We start from the raw sequence: 17,218 nt of genomic DNA, 5'->3' as shown, positions 1-17,218 counted from the left end.
CCCTGCTCACCGGTCAGCCATCAGTTCAGCGTCGGGTCCTCGGGGTACGTCGAGAGTAGTCGCAGCTCGCCGTCCTGGCGTCGCAGTACGTCACGCCACAGCGTGTCTGGCGTCGTGTGCAAGATGTCGGCGTCGGTAGCGGCGAGTACGAGCCAGGAGCCCTCCTCGATCTCCGATTCGAGCTGACCGACTCCCCAGCCCGCGTATCCGGCGAAGATCCGCATCCCGACGAGCGCATCCGCGACGACCGTCGCCGGCGCGTCGAGGTCGATCAGGCCGACGCGTCCGAACATCCGCCGCCAGGCGATCGGCTCGTCGGCGGGGTCGACACCGAGCAGACCGACCGCGAGGGCGGAGTCCGTGGCGACTGGGCCACCTTCGTACACCCCGCCCGGGGCCGAGACAATGCCCGACCAGCCGGGCAGTACGTCGTCGACGTTCATCTCCGTGCGCCGGTTGAGAATCACGCCGAGTGCGCCGTCATCGTCATGGTCGAGTACGAGTACTACCGAACGACGGAAATGACCGTCGACGAGCGCCGGTGTCGCGACGAGGAGCTGGCCGGTGAGGCCGCCACCAGCGCTCCCACCCTCATCGGGCAGGGGCTCGGTGCCTCCACTCGTCGCGTCGTCCATATGCACATGGTGTCACCCGCGCCGTCGCGGGTCGCAACGTCGTCTGCACGGTCGGCTGCAAGGATGGACGCCATGACGACCGCCAACGAGCGATCCTCCGACAATCCGCCGGAGCCGGAGATCACGATCGACGAGCTCGCGACGCGCGTCGGTATGACCGTACGAAACGTACGCGCGTATGCGAGCCGCGGGCTCATTCCACCGCCACGTCTCGAGGGGCGTACTGGCTACTACGGCGAAGCGCACGTACGCCGGCTGCAGCTCGTCCGCGAGCTCGTCGATCGCGGTTACACGCTCGCGGCCGTCGAGAAGGCCCTGCTGGCGCGGCCAGACGACTCGGCCGCGCATGCGCTCGATCTGCTCGAGGTGATCGACGCACCGCTACGTACCGCCGAGGAACCCGAACTGGTCAGTGTCGACACGCTGCTGGCGCTCTCGGGACTCGAACGCGACGAGCACCTCATCGAACGACTGGTCGAGCTCGACCTCGCGGAGCGCCGCGAGAACGACCAGCTGCTGCTCCGCCGGCCGACCGTCGTCCGGGCCGGCACCCAGGCGATCGCCATCGGCCTGCAGCCAGACACTGTTTTCAACATGCTCCCGGCCATGTCCGAGCAGCTGCGCTCCGTCGCCGAGCTGTTCGTCGACGAGGTGCGTACCCAGATCTGGCAGCCGTTCGTCGAGAAGGACATGCCCGACGACCAGTGGGACGCCGTACTCCGGGTCATCTCGGTGCTGATGCCCGTGGCAGGACAAGCCGTGCTGTCGGTGTTCCGCCATGAGCTGGCGGCGGCCATCTCCGCGGCGATGGGCGACGAGCTCGATCAGCTGGCCGGATCCGACGACTCCGCGTCCTGATCGGCCGAGCCCTCAACGCGTTCACAGGCATCGCGTACGGCCGTCGCAACGCGCTGATGGACCTCGGCGTGGAACACGCTCGGAATGACGTAGTTCGGGTTCAGCTCGTCGTCGCGCACGCTGCCCGCGATCGCCTCGGCCGCGGCGAGTAGTGCCGACGGGTAGATCGCCCGGCAGTGCGCGTCGAGCAAGCCTCGAAACACTCCCGGGAAGGCGAGCACGTTGTTGATCTGGTTCGGGTAGTCCGAACGCCCGGTGGCGACGACGGTCGCATGCTGCCGGGCGACTGCGGGGTCGACCTCCGGCGTCGGGTTCGCGAGCGCGAACACGATCGCGTCGTCGGCCATCGAGGCCACATCGTCACCGTCGAGCAGATTCGGTGCGCTCACCCCGACGAACACGTCGGCTCCTGCGAGCACGTCCTGCAGGGTGCCGGTGCGTCCCTCGGGGTTGGTGTTATCCGCGATCCACTGCAGGGAGTCGTCGAGACCCTGGCGACCGCGATGGATGACGCCGTCGACATCCACGACGGTGACATCGTGGAGGCCGGCGTCGAGCAGCAGCCGCAGGATCGCGCTCCCCGCGGCGCCGGCGCCCACCATGACCGCGCGTACGGACTCCAGGGACTTGCCGACGACGCGCAGCGCGTTGCGCAGCGAGGCGAGTACGACGATCGCGGTGCCGTGCTGGTCGTCGTGGAACACCGGTATGTCGAGCTGCTCGCGCAGCCGGCGCTCGATCTCGAAACAGCGCGGCGCAGAGATGTCTTCGAGGTTGATCCCGGCGAAACCCGGTGAGATCGCCGCGACCGTACGTACGATCTCGTCGGTGTCCTGGGTGTCCAGACACAGCGGCCACGCGTCGATCGAGCCGAACCGCTTGAAGAGTGCGGCCTTGCCCTCCATGACCGGCAGGGCTGCGGCCGGCCCGATGTTGCCGAGTCCGAGCACGGCAGAACCGTCGGTGACAACCGCGACCGAGTTGCGCTTGACGGTCAACCGGCGGGCGTCCTCCGGCTTCGCAGCGATCGCCTCGCAGACTCGTGCGACGCCGGGTGTGTAGACCATCGACAGGTCGTCGCGGTTGCGGATGGGGTGCTTACCGTCCATCTGGATGGTGCCGCCGAGGTGCATCAGGAACGTCCGGTCGGAGACCTTGTGCACCTCGACGTCCGGCAGCCGCTCGAGCGACTGCACGATCTCCTGCGCGTGATCGGTGTCGGACGCGGCACAGGTGACGTCGATGCGCAGCCGGTCGGTGCCGGAGCCCGTGACGTCGAGCGCCGTGATCATGCCTCCGGCCTGCTCGACGGCACCGGTCAGCTGACCGACCGCCGATCCCCCGGCGGGCACTTCGAGACGAATGGTGATCGAGTACGAGATGCTTGGTGGCGCTGTCACGCCTCGATCTTTCCGTACTGACCCGCGTACGACAATCGCGGGCCCGTCGCCGGCCGGTGACGGACGGCCCTCGCCTTCGTCAGTGCGACCACCCAACTGCCCGATTCCGGCTCTCCGTCGGCTCTCCCGCTCCGTCGGGTCCATGGCGGCGTCCGTGGCCAGGTGGTTCGTGTTCGCTGCCGGGTTTCGGCGCTCCTTCGGTCCTGGAAAGACGCGGCGACGCCGGAGCGCCACTTCGGTTCGGTTGTTTGGCGGCTCTCCCGCCACTTTGAGGTGGTGGCAGGGCAAGGTGTCGTGCTTCCCAAGGCAGCTTGTCACTGTCCGCGGGACGTGTCCCTTGGGACAGTGCGGTTTGCCGTGGGGCGTGCGGCTGCGGGGTGCGGTTTGCCCTTGGTCCCAAGGCAAACCGCACGACGGTCAGCGCGCGCAACGCGAAGAAGTCGACTCCTGCCACAGCGACCACGTACGTACCAACGAGCACGACAACGACTCACTTTGCACGGTGTCCCTGCCATGCAAAGCGGCACTTCACCATGTTTACCTGGTGAACCACCACCCACCGACCCCGCAAAAGCCAACCGAAACGGGAAAGCCGGCAAGCAACCGAACCACGTAGCTGCGGCTCCCGCGTCGCCGCGTCTTTGCCCAGCCGAGGTAGCAGGGAAAGCCGACAGCGAGCCGGAATCGGGCAAGCGGGTAGTCGCCGAAGATGTACGAAAAGCCGACAGCGACGAGAAGCGAAGCGGCGGGTAGTCGCACCGCAGAAGCGGGAAAGCCGACACCGAAGCCGAACAGGTCAGACGGGTAGCCGCCGCGACGAAGCGGGAGCGCCAACACGGTGCGAGGACCAGGCACGCGGGTAGTCGCACCGCAGAAGCGGCAACGCCGACAGCGTCCGGAAAGTAGAGAGCCCCGTACGCCGGGCGGAGGGAGGGTGCACGGCGTACGGGGCCAGTTCGGGAGTCGGTCAGATCTTTGCTATGCGGCGACGGCCTCGCGCAGTCTGCGCAGCAGGCGCGGCCCGCGGCCACGCGTGCCCTGCCGCTCGAGCGTGATGGAACGTCCGCTCGTGCGGATACGCCGACCGAGTAGCTGTGCCTCGGTGCCGTTCACATCGGCCAGGCCCGCGGCGCTCGCGAGGAACGCGAGCTCCTTGGCGCGGGCGGGCCCGAGCGCAGGGTTCGCCTCTTGTGCGTCGAGGATCGCGCGGGTGCCGGGCAGGTCCGCCGCGGCGAGGCGCCATGCGCGCGCCGCTGCGGCCGCCAGATCGACCGGCTGCTCGTCGAGCTCGGCGTGGACGTACGCGCGAAGGCGCGTTGTCCAGCGCATCTGCAGCGCGAGCAGTAGGTCATCGGCTGAGTCGAAGATCTGATCTGTGTCGTACTCCCCCCAGGGCAACACTCCGTCGCGGCGCCGATCGGCGCTACTTGCGACCTTGCGGAGTGCGTCATTGCGACGGTGGTATGCATCCCATGTCATGGGCCTGCTCCTTTCTCCATACCGTCGGTACGTACCAACAGTATGTTTGATACCGACGTCAGAAGCAAACCGTCGGTATGTGAGTCCGACCACCCGCACGTATGCTGGCGCGCATGACTCCTCGGAAGGTGCTGCGCGCCGCTGCCCGTGCGACTCCGCGGCGACAGGAGTACTCCTCCGCGACCCGCAAGGCCCTCTTGGAGAACGCCGAGCGGCTGTTCACCGAACGCGGCTACGCCGGCACCTCGCTCGATGAGATCGTGCGAGCCGCTCGGGTCACCAAGGGCGCCCTCTACCACCACTACGGCGGCAAGCTGGACCTCTTCGAAGATGTCTTCCAGCGCACGCAGAAGGACGCCACGAAATCCATTCGGCGCGCCGTGCGCAAGGAGAGGGACCCGTGGGCACAGGCGCAGGCCGGCCTACAGGCGTTCCTCGAGGTGTGTCAGGAACCGACGTATCGCCGCCTGGTGATGCAGGAGGCGCCCGTCGCGCTCGGGGCCGAGCGGACCGAGGCGGTCGAGCACAGCTCGACCTACGGGATCGTGCAGACGATCGTCAGCGACCTACTCAAGAACGCCGAGATCGACGACGACCTCCGCGAGACGTTCGCCTTCGTCTTCTTCGGGGCGATGCGCTCCGCGGGAGCCTTCGTCGCCGACGCCGAGGACCCCGAGCGCACGAGCACCAACGTCCAGATCGTCATCATGTCCGTACTCGCCGGCCTCCGGCAGATCGACGCCGCCGCCGACCCGGTGGCGGCCGCGCACGGAGACGCCTCCTCCGAGAATGCTGACGACGTGGAGGAGTGACGAGGCGGCCGACCCGCCGTCCGCTCGTGACCGACCGCCTGTGCGTAAGGGTGCCGTGGCGGCGACGGTCGCCTGGCTGAGCGTTGCCGCGGCAGCAGTTGCGGTGCCCGCCGCGATCGGCGTCGCGACCGGGGATGCGCTCGCGTACCTCATCGTCTGGCTGGTGTCGACGACCGTTCCGGGCGTCCTCGTCTGGCGTACGTTCGCGGCGCCTTCGAGCCTCGCCGAGGAGCTCGGCTTCGGCAACGCACTCGGCATCGCGCTGTTACTCATTGCCTGGGTACCCGCCGTCATCGTCGGCAACGCCGTTCTGGCGTGGTGGTGGCCGATCACCGCGATTGCGCTCTACGTCGTGGTTCCGTCGTTGCGGCGTCATTGGCTGCCCCGGCGCCACCGCGCCGACGCGACCCCCTGGCGATGGCATGTCTGCACTGCCGCGGTTTGCCTGGCGACGCTCGGATACCAGTACGTCACCGAGCTACGCCAGCGGTCCCTTCCGGGAAGCGACGACACCCGTATCCACCCCGACATGTGGTTCCAGCAAACCCTCGTCAACGCGCTTGAACACACGCTGCGGCTGATGGAGCCGCAGCTTGCCGGGGAGCCGAAGCGCTACCACTGGTTCGCAAATGCCGATGTCGCGGTCACCTCCCAGCTCAGCGGTGTGCCGTCGACGACAGTTCTGTTCGCGCTGTGGTCGGTGCCGATGGCAGTGTCCATGGTGGTCGCCGCGACGGCGTTCGCACGCCGACTGATGGCCGAGGACGGCGCTTTCGGCAGGCACTGGTGGGTCGGTCCGGCAGGTGCGACGGTCGTTGCCGCGGTGCCCGTCGTCGTGCTGCTCGGCGAACCGAGGCAGGAAGCCATCACCAACGGCTTCATGGCAGTCAGCCCGTCCGGAGTGCTCGGACTGGTGATGATGCTCGCGCTCAGCGGCTCGATGATCGAGCTGCTGCGCGGCAAGAACCGTCTCGGGATCTGGGTGGTCACGCTACTGCTGATGACCATGTCGGTGGGTACGAAACCGAGCAACCTGCCGATCGTCGTTGCCGCACTTCTCGCAGTCGCCGCGGTGGAGTACGCGCGTACTCGACGGCTCCCCGCACGTTCGTTGGCGTTGGCGATCGTGGCGGTGGCGCTGATCGCAGCGTCGTCCTTCGCGCTGATGGGCGGCTCGTCGGGCACTGGTGTCGTCTGGTTCGACACCCTGCAACTCGACGAGGCGGTGAAGGTCGCGTCCGAGCAAGACGACCAGGTGTTCCTCGTCGGCACCGGAGTGTTCGGCGTCTACCTCGGCACCCAAGCAGCCCGCCTCATCGGGCTGTCCGGTATTGCCTACCGGCGTACGCGCGGCGATATCGGCATCTGGTGGTCGGCTGCCGTGGTGTTCGCCGCGTGGTGCGCCTCCTGGCTGGTGCAGCAACCCGGCTACAGCCAGCGGTACTTCTGGCGGGTCGTGATCGTACTCGCGATGATGACGAGCGTTGTCGTAGCCGTCAGGGTCGCCTGTGAGCTGCCGCGGCGCGTGCTCATCGGACCACTGCTCACCGTGGCCGTCGCGGGCATCGCCGTCGGTACGTGGGTCCTGCAGTGGCCCGCCGCCGACGTGACCGATCCCGGAACCGCTCCGTTCAACCGGCTGCTGCCGTACGGTCTCGCGGCCGCCGTGTTGGCGACTTGCATCGTCGGCTGGCGCCTTCGCTCCTCCGTCACCGCAACTGCGGTCGTGCCGGTCGCGACACTCGGCCTTGTCTTCGCTCTCGCCGCCGGAACACCCGCCGCGATCGATGATCTCCGGATGCCGGTCGACCGCGCGATCTCCGGCAAACCCCTTCCGTACACCGACCGCGACCTCCCGCGTCTGGTCACCGCTGACGAACAGCAGGCAGCGCTCTGGCTGCGCGAGCACGCCGATGACGGTGCCGTCGCCACGAACGTCTTCTGCGTTCCGACCCGCTACGAGTCCGGCTGCCAGGCAACCGCCTTCTGGGTGAGCGCGCTCAGCGACCGGCCGATGGTCATCGGCGGGTGGGCGTACATCGAGAAGGGCCGTGAAGTCACTGACCGCGACGACGTCTCGTACAAGCGTCGACCTGCGCCGTATCCCGAGCGGCTGCGGCTCAGCCTCGACATGGTCCGAGATCCGAGCGCGGCGACTGCGCGCGCACTTCGCTCGTCGTACGACGCGCAGTGGATCTTCGCCGACCGACGCGCGACCGAGGTCTCGCCCCGGATCTCGAGGTTCGCCGAAACCGTGTACTCCAACGCCGATGTGACGATCTACCGCCTGCGCTGATGTACCCGTCGACGCACTCGGTGTGCTTGATGTGCTCGTTTGCTACGAGGGATCGGGGTCCGCAACCCAGCGCTCCACAGTCTCCCGGGCACCGACCTCACGCAGCGACTCCAGCGCATCGAGATAGGGCCGAGTGAACCTCGGGTCTTCACCGAGGTCGCCGAAGAGGCTGCGGTCGCCGAGGAACGCGAGTGGGTCTTCGGAGTGCCGGGCTGCTCGGGCCATGAGCTCGTCACGCCGCCGGTCGACCACCGAGATCGGCGCGCCGCTCTCGTCGACCCCTTGTGCGTAGCGCGCCCAGCTCGCGACGATCAGCGCAGAGTGTCGTACGTCTTGTCCGTCTCGGAGTCGATCGTGGACGACGGGCAGGAGGAACGCGGGGATTCGATCGGAGGTGTCGGCGCACAGTCGTGCCAGGCTGTCACTGATGGCCGGGTTGGCGAATCGCTCGACGATCTGAGCCTTGTACTCCCCGAGGTCGACGCCCGCTACCGGAGCGAGCGTCGAGGTCGCCTCACCGTCGAGGTACGCCTCGAGGAACCGTACGAAGAGTGGATCCCTACAGGTCTCATCGGCATAGCGGTATCCGGCGAGGTAGCCGAGATAGCAGATCGCCTGGTGACCGGAGTTGAGCAGCCGCAGCTTCATCCGTTCGTACGGCTCGACGTCGTCGACGAACTGAACGCCGACCTCCTCAAGGGGCGGCCGCCCGGTCGGAAACCGATCCTCGACGACCCACTGACTGAACGGCTCACAACAAACCGGCCATGAGTCGTCAACGCCGAACTCCTGGCTCAGGCGAGTACGGTCCTCATCAGTCGTCACAGGCGTGATCCGGTCGACCATCGAGTTGGGAAACGGCACTTCCCGATCGATCCAGTCGCCGAGTTGCGAATCCTTGCGGCGCGCGAATGCGCTGAGCATCCGACGGGCCAGCGCTCCGTTTTGCGGGACGTTGTCGCACGAAGCGACGACGAAGGGGGCGATGCCCGCCTCGCGGCGCCGGTCCAGCGCCTCGGTGAGTAGCCCGAACGCGGTCTGGGGTCGGCTTCCACGTACGAGGTCGCGTCGGATGGTCTCGTCAGACGGGTCGAACTCGCCCGTCGCCTGGTTCACGTGATAGCCGCCCTCTGTGATCGTCAGCGTGACGATGCGGGTCGACGGATCGATCAGCTCGTTCAGAACCCGCTCGAGGTCGTCCGGGGCGTACAGGTACCGAATGATCGAACCGATGACTCGAGGCCGCAGAGAGCCATCCGGCTCCTTCTCCACGAGGGTGTAGAGCCGATCCTGATCGTCGAGGGCGTCGCGCATCGCACGGTCCTGCGGGAGCAGTCCGACACCGGTGATGCCGAAGTCGTGACCCAGCTGCTTGCCGAACAACGCGTCGAGGTAGCGGGCCTGATGTGACCGGTGAAAGCCGCCGACACCAAGGTGCACGATCCCGGTCCGTACCCGAGCCCGGTCGTACGCGGGTACGGGCAGTCGCTGCGCAAGGCCGGATAGGTTCGACGTCTTGAGCTTCATCGCGCTCCGTTCTGATCGAGACACCGGCGGGCCGCCGCAGCTCGGTGATCCGGGTGATGCAACCGCGTGCGGATCACGACTTCAGCCCACCGGCGGTCAAGCCTGAGACCACATGCCGCTGCGCGAGGAAGAACACCAGCAGGACCGGTATGACCGACAACGTGGTGGCTGCCATCTGCACGCCCCACAGGGGACCCGCGATCGGATCCTCGTAATGGGTCAGCGCAACCGGCACCGTCAGCTTCTCCGGCGTCCGCACGTAGATGAGTGGTTCCAGGAACTGGTTCCAGCTGTACCAGCAGGAGAGCACCACGACGGAGGCCAGGGACGGGCGCGCGAGCGGCAGGTAGATCTGCAGCATCGTCCGGAGGCGACTGGAGCCGTCAACGGTGGCTGCCTCCTCGAGCTCGGCGGGCAGCGTCAGGAAGGTCTGACGCATCACGAACGTCGCGATCGGCGCAGTGACGAGTACGGCGGTGAAGACCACGAGCGGATAGTGGGTATCGACCCAGCCGAGCTTCGCGGCGTACTGGAACAGCGGAAGGATCGTCGCCTCGGGCGGGATGAACAGGGCGCTGAGGAGCACCAGGAAGATCGCGCCGGACGCGATCGGCTTGACCCGCGCCAAGGCGTATCCGGCGGGGACGGACAGCACGATCGTGAGAACCGTGACGAGCGCCATGATGACCACGGAGTTGAGGAACTGCTCTGTGAACGGCTGCAGGTCGAAGACCTTGGCGTAGTTGTCCCATCGCACATCCTCGGGGATCAGCGTCGGTGGGTAGCGCAGGATTTCGTTCGACGACTTGAGCGAGCCGCTGACCATCCACAAGACCGGCGCCAGAGCGACCAGCGAGACCACGACCAGTGTCAGGTAGTTCAGCCCGCGCCCGACGAGACGCCTCTGCTCAGTCGTCCTCATGGAAGACCACCCGCCTCCTTGCCTGCCAGATCGCGGCAGTCAGCAACAGGATCAGAACGAACAGCAGAACGGCGAGTGCGCTCGCGTAGCCCACGTCGTTCAGTAGGAATCCCTGTTTGTAGATCTCGTACGACAGGACCGAGCTCTGAACCCCCGGTCCGCCCTCGGTGAGCAGCAGAACGATCTCGAAGACCTTGAACGAGCCGACGGTCATCAGCATGAAGACCATGAGGATCGCGGGCGAGATCTGCGGGATCACAATGCTGCGCGCAATACGCCACGAGCTCGCACCGTCGATGCGGGCGGCCTCGATGAGCTCCTGCGGAACTGCCTGCAACGCGCCCAGCAGGATCATCATGTTGATCCCGATGTTCTTCGTCAGTTGGATGACCGCGAACACGACCAACGTCAACCACCCACCGCGCAGCCAGGACGGGCCGTCAACCCCGACGGTGCCGAGGGCGGCGTCGAGCAGGCCCTCCGGCTGAACGATGAAGTTCCAGACAAGTGCCCACGCCACCATCGTGACCAGCGCCGGTATGAAGATGACCGAGCGGAAGAACCGGATACCCCGCAGCGACTGGTTGAGCAGCAGGGCCAGGAAAAGTGCGGCGACGGTTCCGGCGATGCTGAGCACGCAAGCGAAGATGAAGGTGTTGGGCAGGACGGTGAGCAGGCTCGGATCACTGAACATCCGGGCATAGTTGTCAAGCCCGACGAACTCCTGCTCACCCGACAGCATGTTGACGTGATGCAGGCTCAACCAAACGACCCAGACGATCGCCACCACACCGACCGCCGTGAAGCCGATCAGCTGCGGAGCAAGAAGCGCATAGCCGAACCCGTTACGCCCACGGTCTCGTTCCGAGGACCCCTGGGGTGAGCGAGAGACTCTGGTACGCGCGCTCATGCCGACAACACCGGCTCTACCGCGTTGCAGACCTTGGGCAGCGCTTCGTCGAGATCGACGTCCGGCGCGTACACGAACTCGTCCAGGGCGGAGTTGAGCGCGTTGGCGACACTCGCACCGTTGGGTGCGACCGGGAAGATCTGTGCGTCTCCGGAGATCGAGCCGACGACCGTACCCAGCTGCTGCTCAGTGAGAACGCCGGAGGACTTCGCAAGAACCTCCGCGTTCAGCAGGCTCTTGCGCGCTGGCGGGAAGAAGCTGGAGATCCGTGCGGCGTTCTCGGCGTTGGTCAGGAAGGCGAGGAACTCCAACGCAGCCTGATGATTCTTCCCTGCGCTGAGAGCAACGATCGCCGACTGGCCGACCGCCTGCCCGGCCGGACCACCGGGGGTAGGGACGATGTCCCATTCGAACCCGGCGTCCTCGAGGAGCGTGCTGGAACCCAGGAATGCCGAGGTGGCACCCGCCTGGCCGCCCCAGAAGTCCACCTGTTGACCGGGAACCGGCGAGGAGCCGTCCTCGAAGACCATTCCGTTGAACACCTCGAATGCCTGTCGCATCTGCGGGCTGTCGGCGGTGCATCGGGCGGCGTCATCGCTCCACGGAGTCGCATCGTATGCGTTCAACAGCGGCAGGAGTCGCGTCCAGTTCCGGAAGTCGAAATCGTTGAGGACGTAGCCCGGGTAGCCGATCTCGTCGGTGAGTTGCTTCGACGTCTCCCGGAAGGACTCCCAGGTCCACGTACCGTCGGCGAGGAGCTCCTGCGGCGAGCGCACACCCGCCTTGGCGTAGAGGTCCTTGTTGAAGTACATGATGAGCGGCCCGGTCGAGAAAGGAACGCCGTACTGCGCATCTCCCACGCGCCACGGCTCCTGGAGCTTGGGTACGAGATCGTCGTAGTCATAGCCGTCGGTGGCGGTGAGTACGGGCGCGGCGTCCAGTAGCGCACCCGCTTCGATGTACTCGAGGCTGGACTCCACCGGAAGCCACGACAAGTCGGGCGCTTGGTCTGCGGTGATGCCGGTGGTGAGGACCATGTCGAGCTGATCGAGCGTGAGGCTCTCGAACTCGATGGCCGACACGGCACTGCTGCTCGCGATGAACTCGTCGGCGACGCTCTTGAACAACGAGAGATGGTTCGGATCCGATGTCCACATCGTCATTCGAAGTGTGGTGCCGGCACCGTCTCGCTCACCTCGGGAGAACCCCGACGAGCACCCCACGAGACCTCCCGTCAGCGCGGCGGCGCCGACGCCGGCGAGGAAGTTGCGTCGTCGCATAGGAAGCCTCCTTTCCCTGAGTCAGCTGCCGTACGGCGAGGACGCTCGGTACGGTATAGCGTTATACCGTACGATTGCAACGCCTGGCATGAATCCCGCAAGATTCAATATCCACTGCGATCCAGCCACTGCACCCGAGCACATCAACGATTTACCGAGGCAGGTATGCAGAAGACTCTCGTGTACGACCGACAGATCGAGCGCTTCAACCCCCTGGAGCGAGTCATCACCTTCGATGACTTCGACGCCGGCTTCAACGGGTGGATGGACCTGACCCCGAACTTCGTCTACGACGACTACGAGTCATTCGACAGCGCCGTCGACCTGACCAGCTGGGCGCCGTGCATGCTGAGTTCGGCCGCGATGCGGTTCGCCTCCTCGCACGGGTCGATGGAGGGCACGTACTCGCTGAAGCTGACCACCGGGCCGACCGCGGCCCCACACACCCAACCCCCGGCCGACGGCAGCATGGGAGTCGCGGTCAAGCGACTCTCCCGCTTCGGAGATCCGTCGCAGATCCAGATCGAGGCGTGGTACGCGTACACGCCTACCCAGGATCGGCAGGGCATCGGAGAGGAGGACCTCCGGGCATTCGGCTTCTACTTCGATATCCAAGACCACCAACACCGGTACATGCCCGGTGTGCGGTACGTGAACTCGCTCGACGGCAAGCTCGTCAAGCGCTGGCAGTACTGGAAGGCGTCGGACGAGGTCACGCACGCAGACTGGAACTTCGGCGTCGAGGACGGCTGGTGCGCGCCAGGTATCGACAACCTCTGGTACGGCCGCCGGTACGACGACGGCTCGTCCGACGGCTATCAATGGGTTCCCGGTGGAGAGCAGGACCTCCTGTACAACGAGTCGCCGGACAAACTGAACTGGTTGTACTTCCGGCTCCTCGTCGACGTCGAGGCACGTGAGTACATCGAGTTGCAGAGCATGGACAAGACCTTCGACCTCCGTGGGATCCAGCCGACACTTGCTGACCGCTACCGCTCGATCGACAACCTCATCAACCCGATCTTCTACGTCGAGACCGACACGAACCGTTCGGTACACCTCTTCCTCGACTCGGTCCTGTACTCGACCAAGTGACCACACCGCCGTCAGCAGAAGGAACTTCACCAAGTGCACACCACGTACACGTCCGTCCTCGCTCGCCGGATACGCATCGACTCCGATTACGCCACGCTCCCCTACGAAGCGGGATGGGCCTCCGAGGCGGTGTTCTTCACTCAGGTCGAAGGCGACCATCCCGTGCTGGAGGTCTCGACGGAGGTCTCCCCCGACGGGGTCAACTGGGTACGCCGCGGTGACCCGCAGACGCTCACCGCGGACGAGTCGATCGTCGAGAGCACGCTGACCGTCTTCGGCAACTGGGTGCGGCTGCGAATCACAGGGGCTCATGAACACACACCCGCGCGCGTCCTCGTCCATCTCAACCTCAAGGGCTGAGCCGGCAAAGACGTCAAGGTACTTCAAACGCAGGGCACTAGGATCGGTCAGAAGGACATCGGAGGAGAGAAGCGTGTCGGCTCACCGCAGAACCCCTCGGTTGCCCGACGTCGCCAGGCTCGCCGAGGTCTCACCCGGCCTCGTCTCGCGGATTCTGAACGAAGACCCCAACCTCAAGGTCCGACCGGAGACGCGGGAACGCGTTCTGTCGGCGATCGAGCTGCTGCAATACACACCGCATGCCTCGGCCCGCGCACTGCGCAGCTCGCAGACTGCCCTGCTCGGGTTCGCATTGCACCACGTCAACGACCCGATCTACGCGGAGATGGTCGAGGCCGCCCAAACGGCAGCAGCAGAACGGAAGTACTCGATCGTGATGCTCGACGCCGACGCGCTCGGTAGGAGCGAAACGGCTCGTGCGCTGGTGCACGGCCACCGCGTTGACGGTCTGCTGATCCAGAGCGGCTATGCAGTCGAGAGTCGCAACCTGCAGGAGGTCGCGGCGGCGATTCCCACCCTTGTCTTCAACGCCGGCGCCACCCCCGGCCTTCGTACGCTCCGGCTCGACGACACGGCGGCGGCCGCCCTGGCGACGCGCCACCTGATCGAGGCGGGGCATACCGACATCGCGTTCGTCGGTGCACGGGGAGGATCCACCGACCGCCGTTTCCAGGGGTACCTGGAGGAGCTCACGCGCCACGGCCTCACGCAGCGTCCGGCGATCGACGCCGACTGGGACGCCGACAGCGCACGTCAGGCGACCGCCCGCCACTTCGCAGCGGGCGGCCGGCCGACCGGAATCGTCGCTGTCACCGCAACCAGCGCGCTCGGCGTACACGCCGGCGTCGTATCGGCAGGCTTGTCGATCCCGACCGACGTATCGATCGTAGGAATCCACGACACCTGGTTTGCGCCACATCTGAACCCGGCGCTCACCACAGTCATGCTGCCCTTGGCCGATGTCGGGCGCCGTGCAGTAGAGCTCGTCCTGGACCAGATCCGTGAACCGACCGAGGGCGAGAGCGTACTCGCGGAGCCGGCACCCGTACTCGTGGAACGTGCATCCGTCGGGCCTCCCCCGGGCGATGCTCGCTGACCGCGAGCATCGGCCGGATCGCAACACCCGAAGCAAACACCTGATCGCGACGACGAGAGGATTCCCATGCCTGCGCAGTACTCCGAGGCTTTGCGACTCCGGTATCTCCAGTACACCGTCCGCTCGGACCGGCAGATGGTCGAGACGACGATCCGCATTCTCGAGCCCGACGACCTGGAGAAGGTCGAGCGGCCCCGAGTCCTGTACGTACTGCCTTCGTGCCCGGAGCTGAGCCACCGTTCGGGCGACGGTCTCGATCAGATCCTCCGCGACGACCTACACAACCGACACGGCCTAGTGGCCGTGGCTCCCACGTTCGCGGACTGGCCGTGGATGACCGATCTCCCGGACCAGCAGACGCTTCGGCAAGTGCTGTACTTCCTCGAGGACGTCGTGGGCTTCGTCGACGGGCTGTATCCCGACTTCCCTCGCTTGCTCATCGGCTACAGCAAAGGCGGCTCAGCGGCACTGCAGCTGCTGCTGCGCCATCCCGAGCTGTTCCGAGCCGCGGCCGCCTTCGACTCCCCGATCATGAAGGAACAACCCGACCAGTGGGAGATGCCCTACTTCTGGCCCAACCCGCAACACTTTCAGGCCTTCGCCCTCCCGCATCTGCTCCGGACGCGTGGCCGACTCCTCGGTGACGCACCTCGGATCGCGTTGTTCGGCTACGGGAACTTCGGTAAGAACGCGCCGGAATGGAGTTTCGACCATCTGAGCGCGGGCCACGCACTCCTCGACGAACTCGGTCTACCGCACCACTACAGCAACGACACCCGGCGCGAGCACCGCTGGGACTCCGGTTGGCTGCCCGAGGCGGTCGCCGCACTCGACCAGATGTCGAGGTGATCCGACCCGGATTGGACAGCCGGACTCAGCCGAGCTGCACCGATCCGGCGTCACTCGGTACGAGCTCGACGAACGTGTGCCCAGCCGGGACCGACAGGGCTTTGCCCTTGGCCGACTCCAGCTTGATCTCCGAGTCGTAGTCGTCCTTCGACCAGGTGCCCTTGACGACCTTTCCGCCGGAGAACAGCTGCGCCTTGCCCTCGCCGACGAACTTCGTCTCGGGCACCGGGTTGCCGCCCGGATCGAGATAACCGGCGTCTCCGACCTCGACTTCGAGCACCAGCACATTGTTGGCGACGAAGTCGTCGTTCGGCGAGACCGGGCCGTTCGCGCGTACCCAACCGCCCTTGGTCGGGTCCCAGGTCGTCGTACTGCTGCCCGAGAACGTCACGCTGAACGTGTCGACGGGCTTGCCTTGCTTGAGCTTGCCTTCTTCGAAGGGGAGGTACGCATCCGGTGCGTCGCTGTCGTCGAGCTTGTCCGCTGCGGCTGCCAGGTCGACCATCAGGTTGTACGGCGCGGTACGCGACTTGTCGCGGGAGAAGCCCGAGTCACCCTCGGTGAGGACGTCGAGACCGGCTTTGTCGAGGCGCTCTGTCGTACCCGGCGCGCCCCCGGATGCGAGGAGCTTGCCACCGGTCGGAGAGACGATGCCCACATCGCTGTCGCGCATCGAACGGACGGGACCGACCTCCTTCGGGTGGTCGCTGTAGAAGAACGCAGCCAGCCGCGTCATACCGCCCTCGACGAGCTCCTCCACGACGAGGTCGGCGCCGTCGAGGCCGGCCTGGGGCCGCGCGGAGCTTGTGTTGTCGACCTTGACGACCATCACCGGCTTATCGGGCGTCTTCTCTGCTGGCAGCCCGGTGAGCGGCGAGACGGCCGTTGCAGAACCGCCGCCGCGCTCGTTCGAGGTGTCGTCGGGACTCGACGAGTCGTCGTCGCCGCCGCATCCTGCGAGGAGCAGGGCGAGCCCGGCGAACATGGCGATCGACGCGCGCAGGCGCGTACGACCGGAAGTAAGGGCTGTGGTCATGGGATCAAGTGTGACGCAGGGCCCTCACCAAAAGCGGTAAGGGCCCTGCAACGGGTTGAAGTGTCGCGGATCAGGACGTCGCCGAGCTGATCGACTTCGGCTTCGGCGCGGCCGCCTTGCCCTGACGCTTCGTGACCGAGTGGATCTTCTTCACGGTGCGCTTCGGGCCGACGCGGCCGGGGAACCAGGAGTTGGTCCACACGCGGGTGAAGCCAACACGCTGACCGGGGCGCGGGGCATCGAGGATGATCCGGTGGCCGTTGTTGCGGCCCCAGTAGATGCCGACGTGGTAGACGTTGCCGCCACTGTGGAAGAAGACCAGGTCTCCGCGGCGGAGCTTCTTGCGGGAGATCGAACGCGCGTGGCGTGCCTGCGCGTCAGACGTACGCGGAAGCTTGATGCCCGCCTTGCGGAACGCGAACGAGGTGAAGCCCGAGCAGTCGAACGAGCCGGGGCCGGTGGCGCCGTACACGTACGGATCACCGATCTGGCGCTTGGCGACCTTCATCGCCTTCTTGATCTTGGGTGGCGTCGACGTACGGGTCGACGACGGTGCCGAGGAGGCATCCGCGGTGTGCGGTGCGGCGACGACGGCGCCTCCGGCGAGGAGCAGCGTGACAGGCAGTGCGACTGCGCGCCGCAGCGAAGTACTCGCGTGCATAA

General features: G+C 66.2%; 15 protein-coding genes and 1 pseudogene. 7 read left to right on the top strand and 9 right to left on the bottom strand.

The features are described from left to right. Window positions 1-20: 20 nt before the first annotated feature. Window positions 21-635, bottom strand: coding sequence for a YqgE/AlgH family protein (locus MU582_06260; protein UPK76241.1), 615 nt, complete (start codon window positions 633-635; stop codon window positions 21-23). Between the two features lie 72 nt (window positions 636-707). Here MU582_06260 and MU582_06255 point away from each other — a divergent pair, with 72 nt between their 5' ends. Then, the gene (locus MU582_06255) at window positions 708-1,493 is read left to right on the top strand and encodes a MerR family transcriptional regulator (GenBank protein ID UPK76240.1); all 786 of its coding nucleotides are present in this window, start codon (window positions 708-710) and stop codon (window positions 1,491-1,493) included. On the opposite strand, the gene MU582_06250 is transcribed toward MU582_06255, so the two are convergent. After that, complete coding sequence (locus MU582_06250; GenBank protein ID UPK76239.1) at window positions 1,460-2,893, bottom strand: NAD-dependent malic enzyme; 1,434 nt, start codon at window positions 2,891-2,893, stop codon at window positions 1,460-1,462. The genes MU582_06255 and MU582_06250 overlap by 34 nt on opposite strands. A 978-nt stretch (window positions 2,894-3,871) precedes the next feature. Continuing rightward, window positions 3,872-4,372 carry a hypothetical protein gene (locus MU582_06245; protein UPK76238.1) on the bottom strand — a complete coding sequence of 167 codons (501 nt, stop codon included), beginning with the start codon at window positions 4,370-4,372 and terminating at the stop codon, window positions 3,872-3,874. A 197-nt stretch (window positions 4,373-4,569) separates the two neighbouring features. Between MU582_06245 and MU582_06240 the strand changes: the two are divergent. Both MU582_06240 and MU582_06235 read left to right on the top strand, forming a co-directional pair. After that, window positions 4,570-4,695 (top strand): annotated as a pseudogene (locus tag MU582_06240) (TetR/AcrR family transcriptional regulator). A 544-nt stretch (window positions 4,696-5,239) separates the two neighbouring features. After that, on the top strand, window positions 5,240-7,480 hold the full coding sequence (locus MU582_06235) for a hypothetical protein (protein UPK76237.1): 2,241 nt from the start codon (window positions 5,240-5,242) through the stop codon (window positions 7,478-7,480). Between the two features lie 42 nt (window positions 7,481-7,522). Here the strand turns inward: MU582_06235 and MU582_06230 are convergent, their stop codons facing one another. From MU582_06230 to MU582_06215, 4 genes are all read right to left on the bottom strand, one after another. Further along, window positions 7,523-9,007: a mannitol dehydrogenase family protein gene (locus tag MU582_06230; protein UPK76236.1), complete on the bottom strand. Its 1,485-nt coding sequence runs from the start codon at window positions 9,005-9,007 to the stop codon at window positions 7,523-7,525. Window positions 9,008-9,080: 73 nt separating this feature from the next. Further along, the gene (locus MU582_06225) at window positions 9,081-9,929 is read right to left on the bottom strand and encodes a carbohydrate ABC transporter permease (protein ID UPK76235.1); all 849 of its coding nucleotides are present in this window, start codon (window positions 9,927-9,929) and stop codon (window positions 9,081-9,083) included. Then, window positions 9,916-10,839: a sugar ABC transporter permease gene (locus MU582_06220; GenBank protein UPK76234.1), complete on the bottom strand. Its 924-nt coding sequence runs from the start codon at window positions 10,837-10,839 to the stop codon at window positions 9,916-9,918. The genes MU582_06225 and MU582_06220 overlap by 14 nt, the downstream gene beginning before the upstream one ends. Beyond that, entirely contained in the window at window positions 10,836-12,119 is a 1,284-nt protein-coding gene (locus MU582_06215; protein ID UPK76233.1) for an extracellular solute-binding protein, read from the bottom strand. The genes MU582_06220 and MU582_06215 overlap by 4 nt, the downstream gene beginning before the upstream one ends. A 165-nt stretch (window positions 12,120-12,284) precedes the next feature. Here MU582_06215 and MU582_06210 point away from each other — a divergent pair, with 165 nt between their 5' ends. The 4 genes from MU582_06210 to MU582_06195 all read left to right on the top strand — a co-directional run bounded on the left by MU582_06210 (window position 12,285) and on the right by MU582_06195 (window position 15,519). Next, window positions 12,285-13,214, top strand: coding sequence for a hypothetical protein (locus MU582_06210; protein ID UPK76232.1), 930 nt, complete (start codon window positions 12,285-12,287; stop codon window positions 13,212-13,214). A gap of 33 nt (window positions 13,215-13,247) precedes the next feature. Further along, window positions 13,248-13,574: a DUF6385 domain-containing protein gene (locus tag MU582_06205; protein ID UPK76231.1), complete on the top strand. Its 327-nt coding sequence runs from the start codon at window positions 13,248-13,250 to the stop codon at window positions 13,572-13,574. 73 nt (window positions 13,575-13,647) lie between these two features. Beyond that, window positions 13,648-14,670, top strand: coding sequence for a LacI family transcriptional regulator (locus tag MU582_06200; GenBank protein ID UPK76230.1), 1,023 nt, complete (start codon window positions 13,648-13,650; stop codon window positions 14,668-14,670). 66 nt (window positions 14,671-14,736) lie between these two features. Further along, window positions 14,737-15,519: an alpha/beta hydrolase-fold protein gene (locus MU582_06195; protein ID UPK76229.1), complete on the top strand. Its 783-nt coding sequence runs from the start codon at window positions 14,737-14,739 to the stop codon at window positions 15,517-15,519. Window positions 15,520-15,544: 25 nt separating this feature from the next. Here MU582_06195 and MU582_06190 read toward each other — a convergent pair whose 3' ends face one another. Together MU582_06190 and MU582_06185 are read right to left on the bottom strand one after the other, a co-directional pair. Then, window positions 15,545-16,555 (bottom strand): DUF3048 domain-containing protein, encoded by a 1,011-nt coding sequence (locus MU582_06190; protein ID UPK76228.1) that lies wholly within the window; start codon window positions 16,553-16,555, stop codon window positions 15,545-15,547. 70 nt (window positions 16,556-16,625) lie between these two features. Next, window positions 16,626-17,216: a C40 family peptidase gene (locus tag MU582_06185; GenBank protein ID UPK76227.1), complete on the bottom strand. Its 591-nt coding sequence runs from the start codon at window positions 17,214-17,216 to the stop codon at window positions 16,626-16,628. Window positions 17,217-17,218: the final 2 nt, after the last annotated feature.

It is taken from the genome of Nocardioidaceae bacterium SCSIO 66511, assembly GCA_023100825.1.
Classification (GTDB): domain Bacteria; phylum Actinomycetota; class Actinomycetes; order Propionibacteriales; family Nocardioidaceae; genus Solicola.
This window is presented reverse-complemented; position numbering and strand designations above follow the sequence as displayed.

Excerpts from the sequence above, each read along its gene's own strand:
- MU582_06255 (UPK76240.1), top strand. The coding sequence starts at position 708 with ATGACGACCGCCAACGAGCGATCCTCCGACAATCCGCCGGAGCCGGAG.
- MU582_06190 (UPK76228.1), bottom strand. The coding sequence starts at position 16,555 with ATGACCACAGCCCTTACTTCCGGTCGTACGCGCCTGCGCGCGTCGATC.
- MU582_06230 (UPK76236.1), bottom strand. The coding sequence starts at position 9,007 with ATGAAGCTCAAGACGTCGAACCTATCCGGCCTTGCGCAGCGACTGCCC.
- MU582_06195 (UPK76229.1), top strand. The coding sequence starts at position 14,737 with ATGCCTGCGCAGTACTCCGAGGCTTTGCGACTCCGGTATCTCCAGTAC.
- MU582_06210 (UPK76232.1), top strand. The coding sequence starts at position 12,285 with ATGCAGAAGACTCTCGTGTACGACCGACAGATCGAGCGCTTCAACCCC.
- MU582_06260 (UPK76241.1), bottom strand. The coding sequence starts at position 635 with ATGGACGACGCGACGAGTGGAGGCACCGAGCCCCTGCCCGATGAGGGT.
- MU582_06185 (UPK76227.1), bottom strand. The coding sequence starts at position 17,216 with ATGCACGCGAGTACTTCGCTGCGGCGCGCAGTCGCACTGCCTGTCACG.
- MU582_06245 (UPK76238.1), bottom strand. The coding sequence starts at position 4,372 with ATGACATGGGATGCATACCACCGTCGCAATGACGCACTCCGCAAGGTC.
- MU582_06215 (UPK76233.1), bottom strand. The coding sequence starts at position 12,119 with ATGCGACGACGCAACTTCCTCGCCGGCGTCGGCGCCGCCGCGCTGACG.
- MU582_06220 (UPK76234.1), bottom strand. The coding sequence starts at position 10,839 with ATGAGCGCGCGTACCAGAGTCTCTCGCTCACCCCAGGGGTCCTCGGAA.
- MU582_06225 (UPK76235.1), bottom strand. The coding sequence starts at position 9,929 with ATGAGGACGACTGAGCAGAGGCGTCTCGTCGGGCGCGGGCTGAACTAC.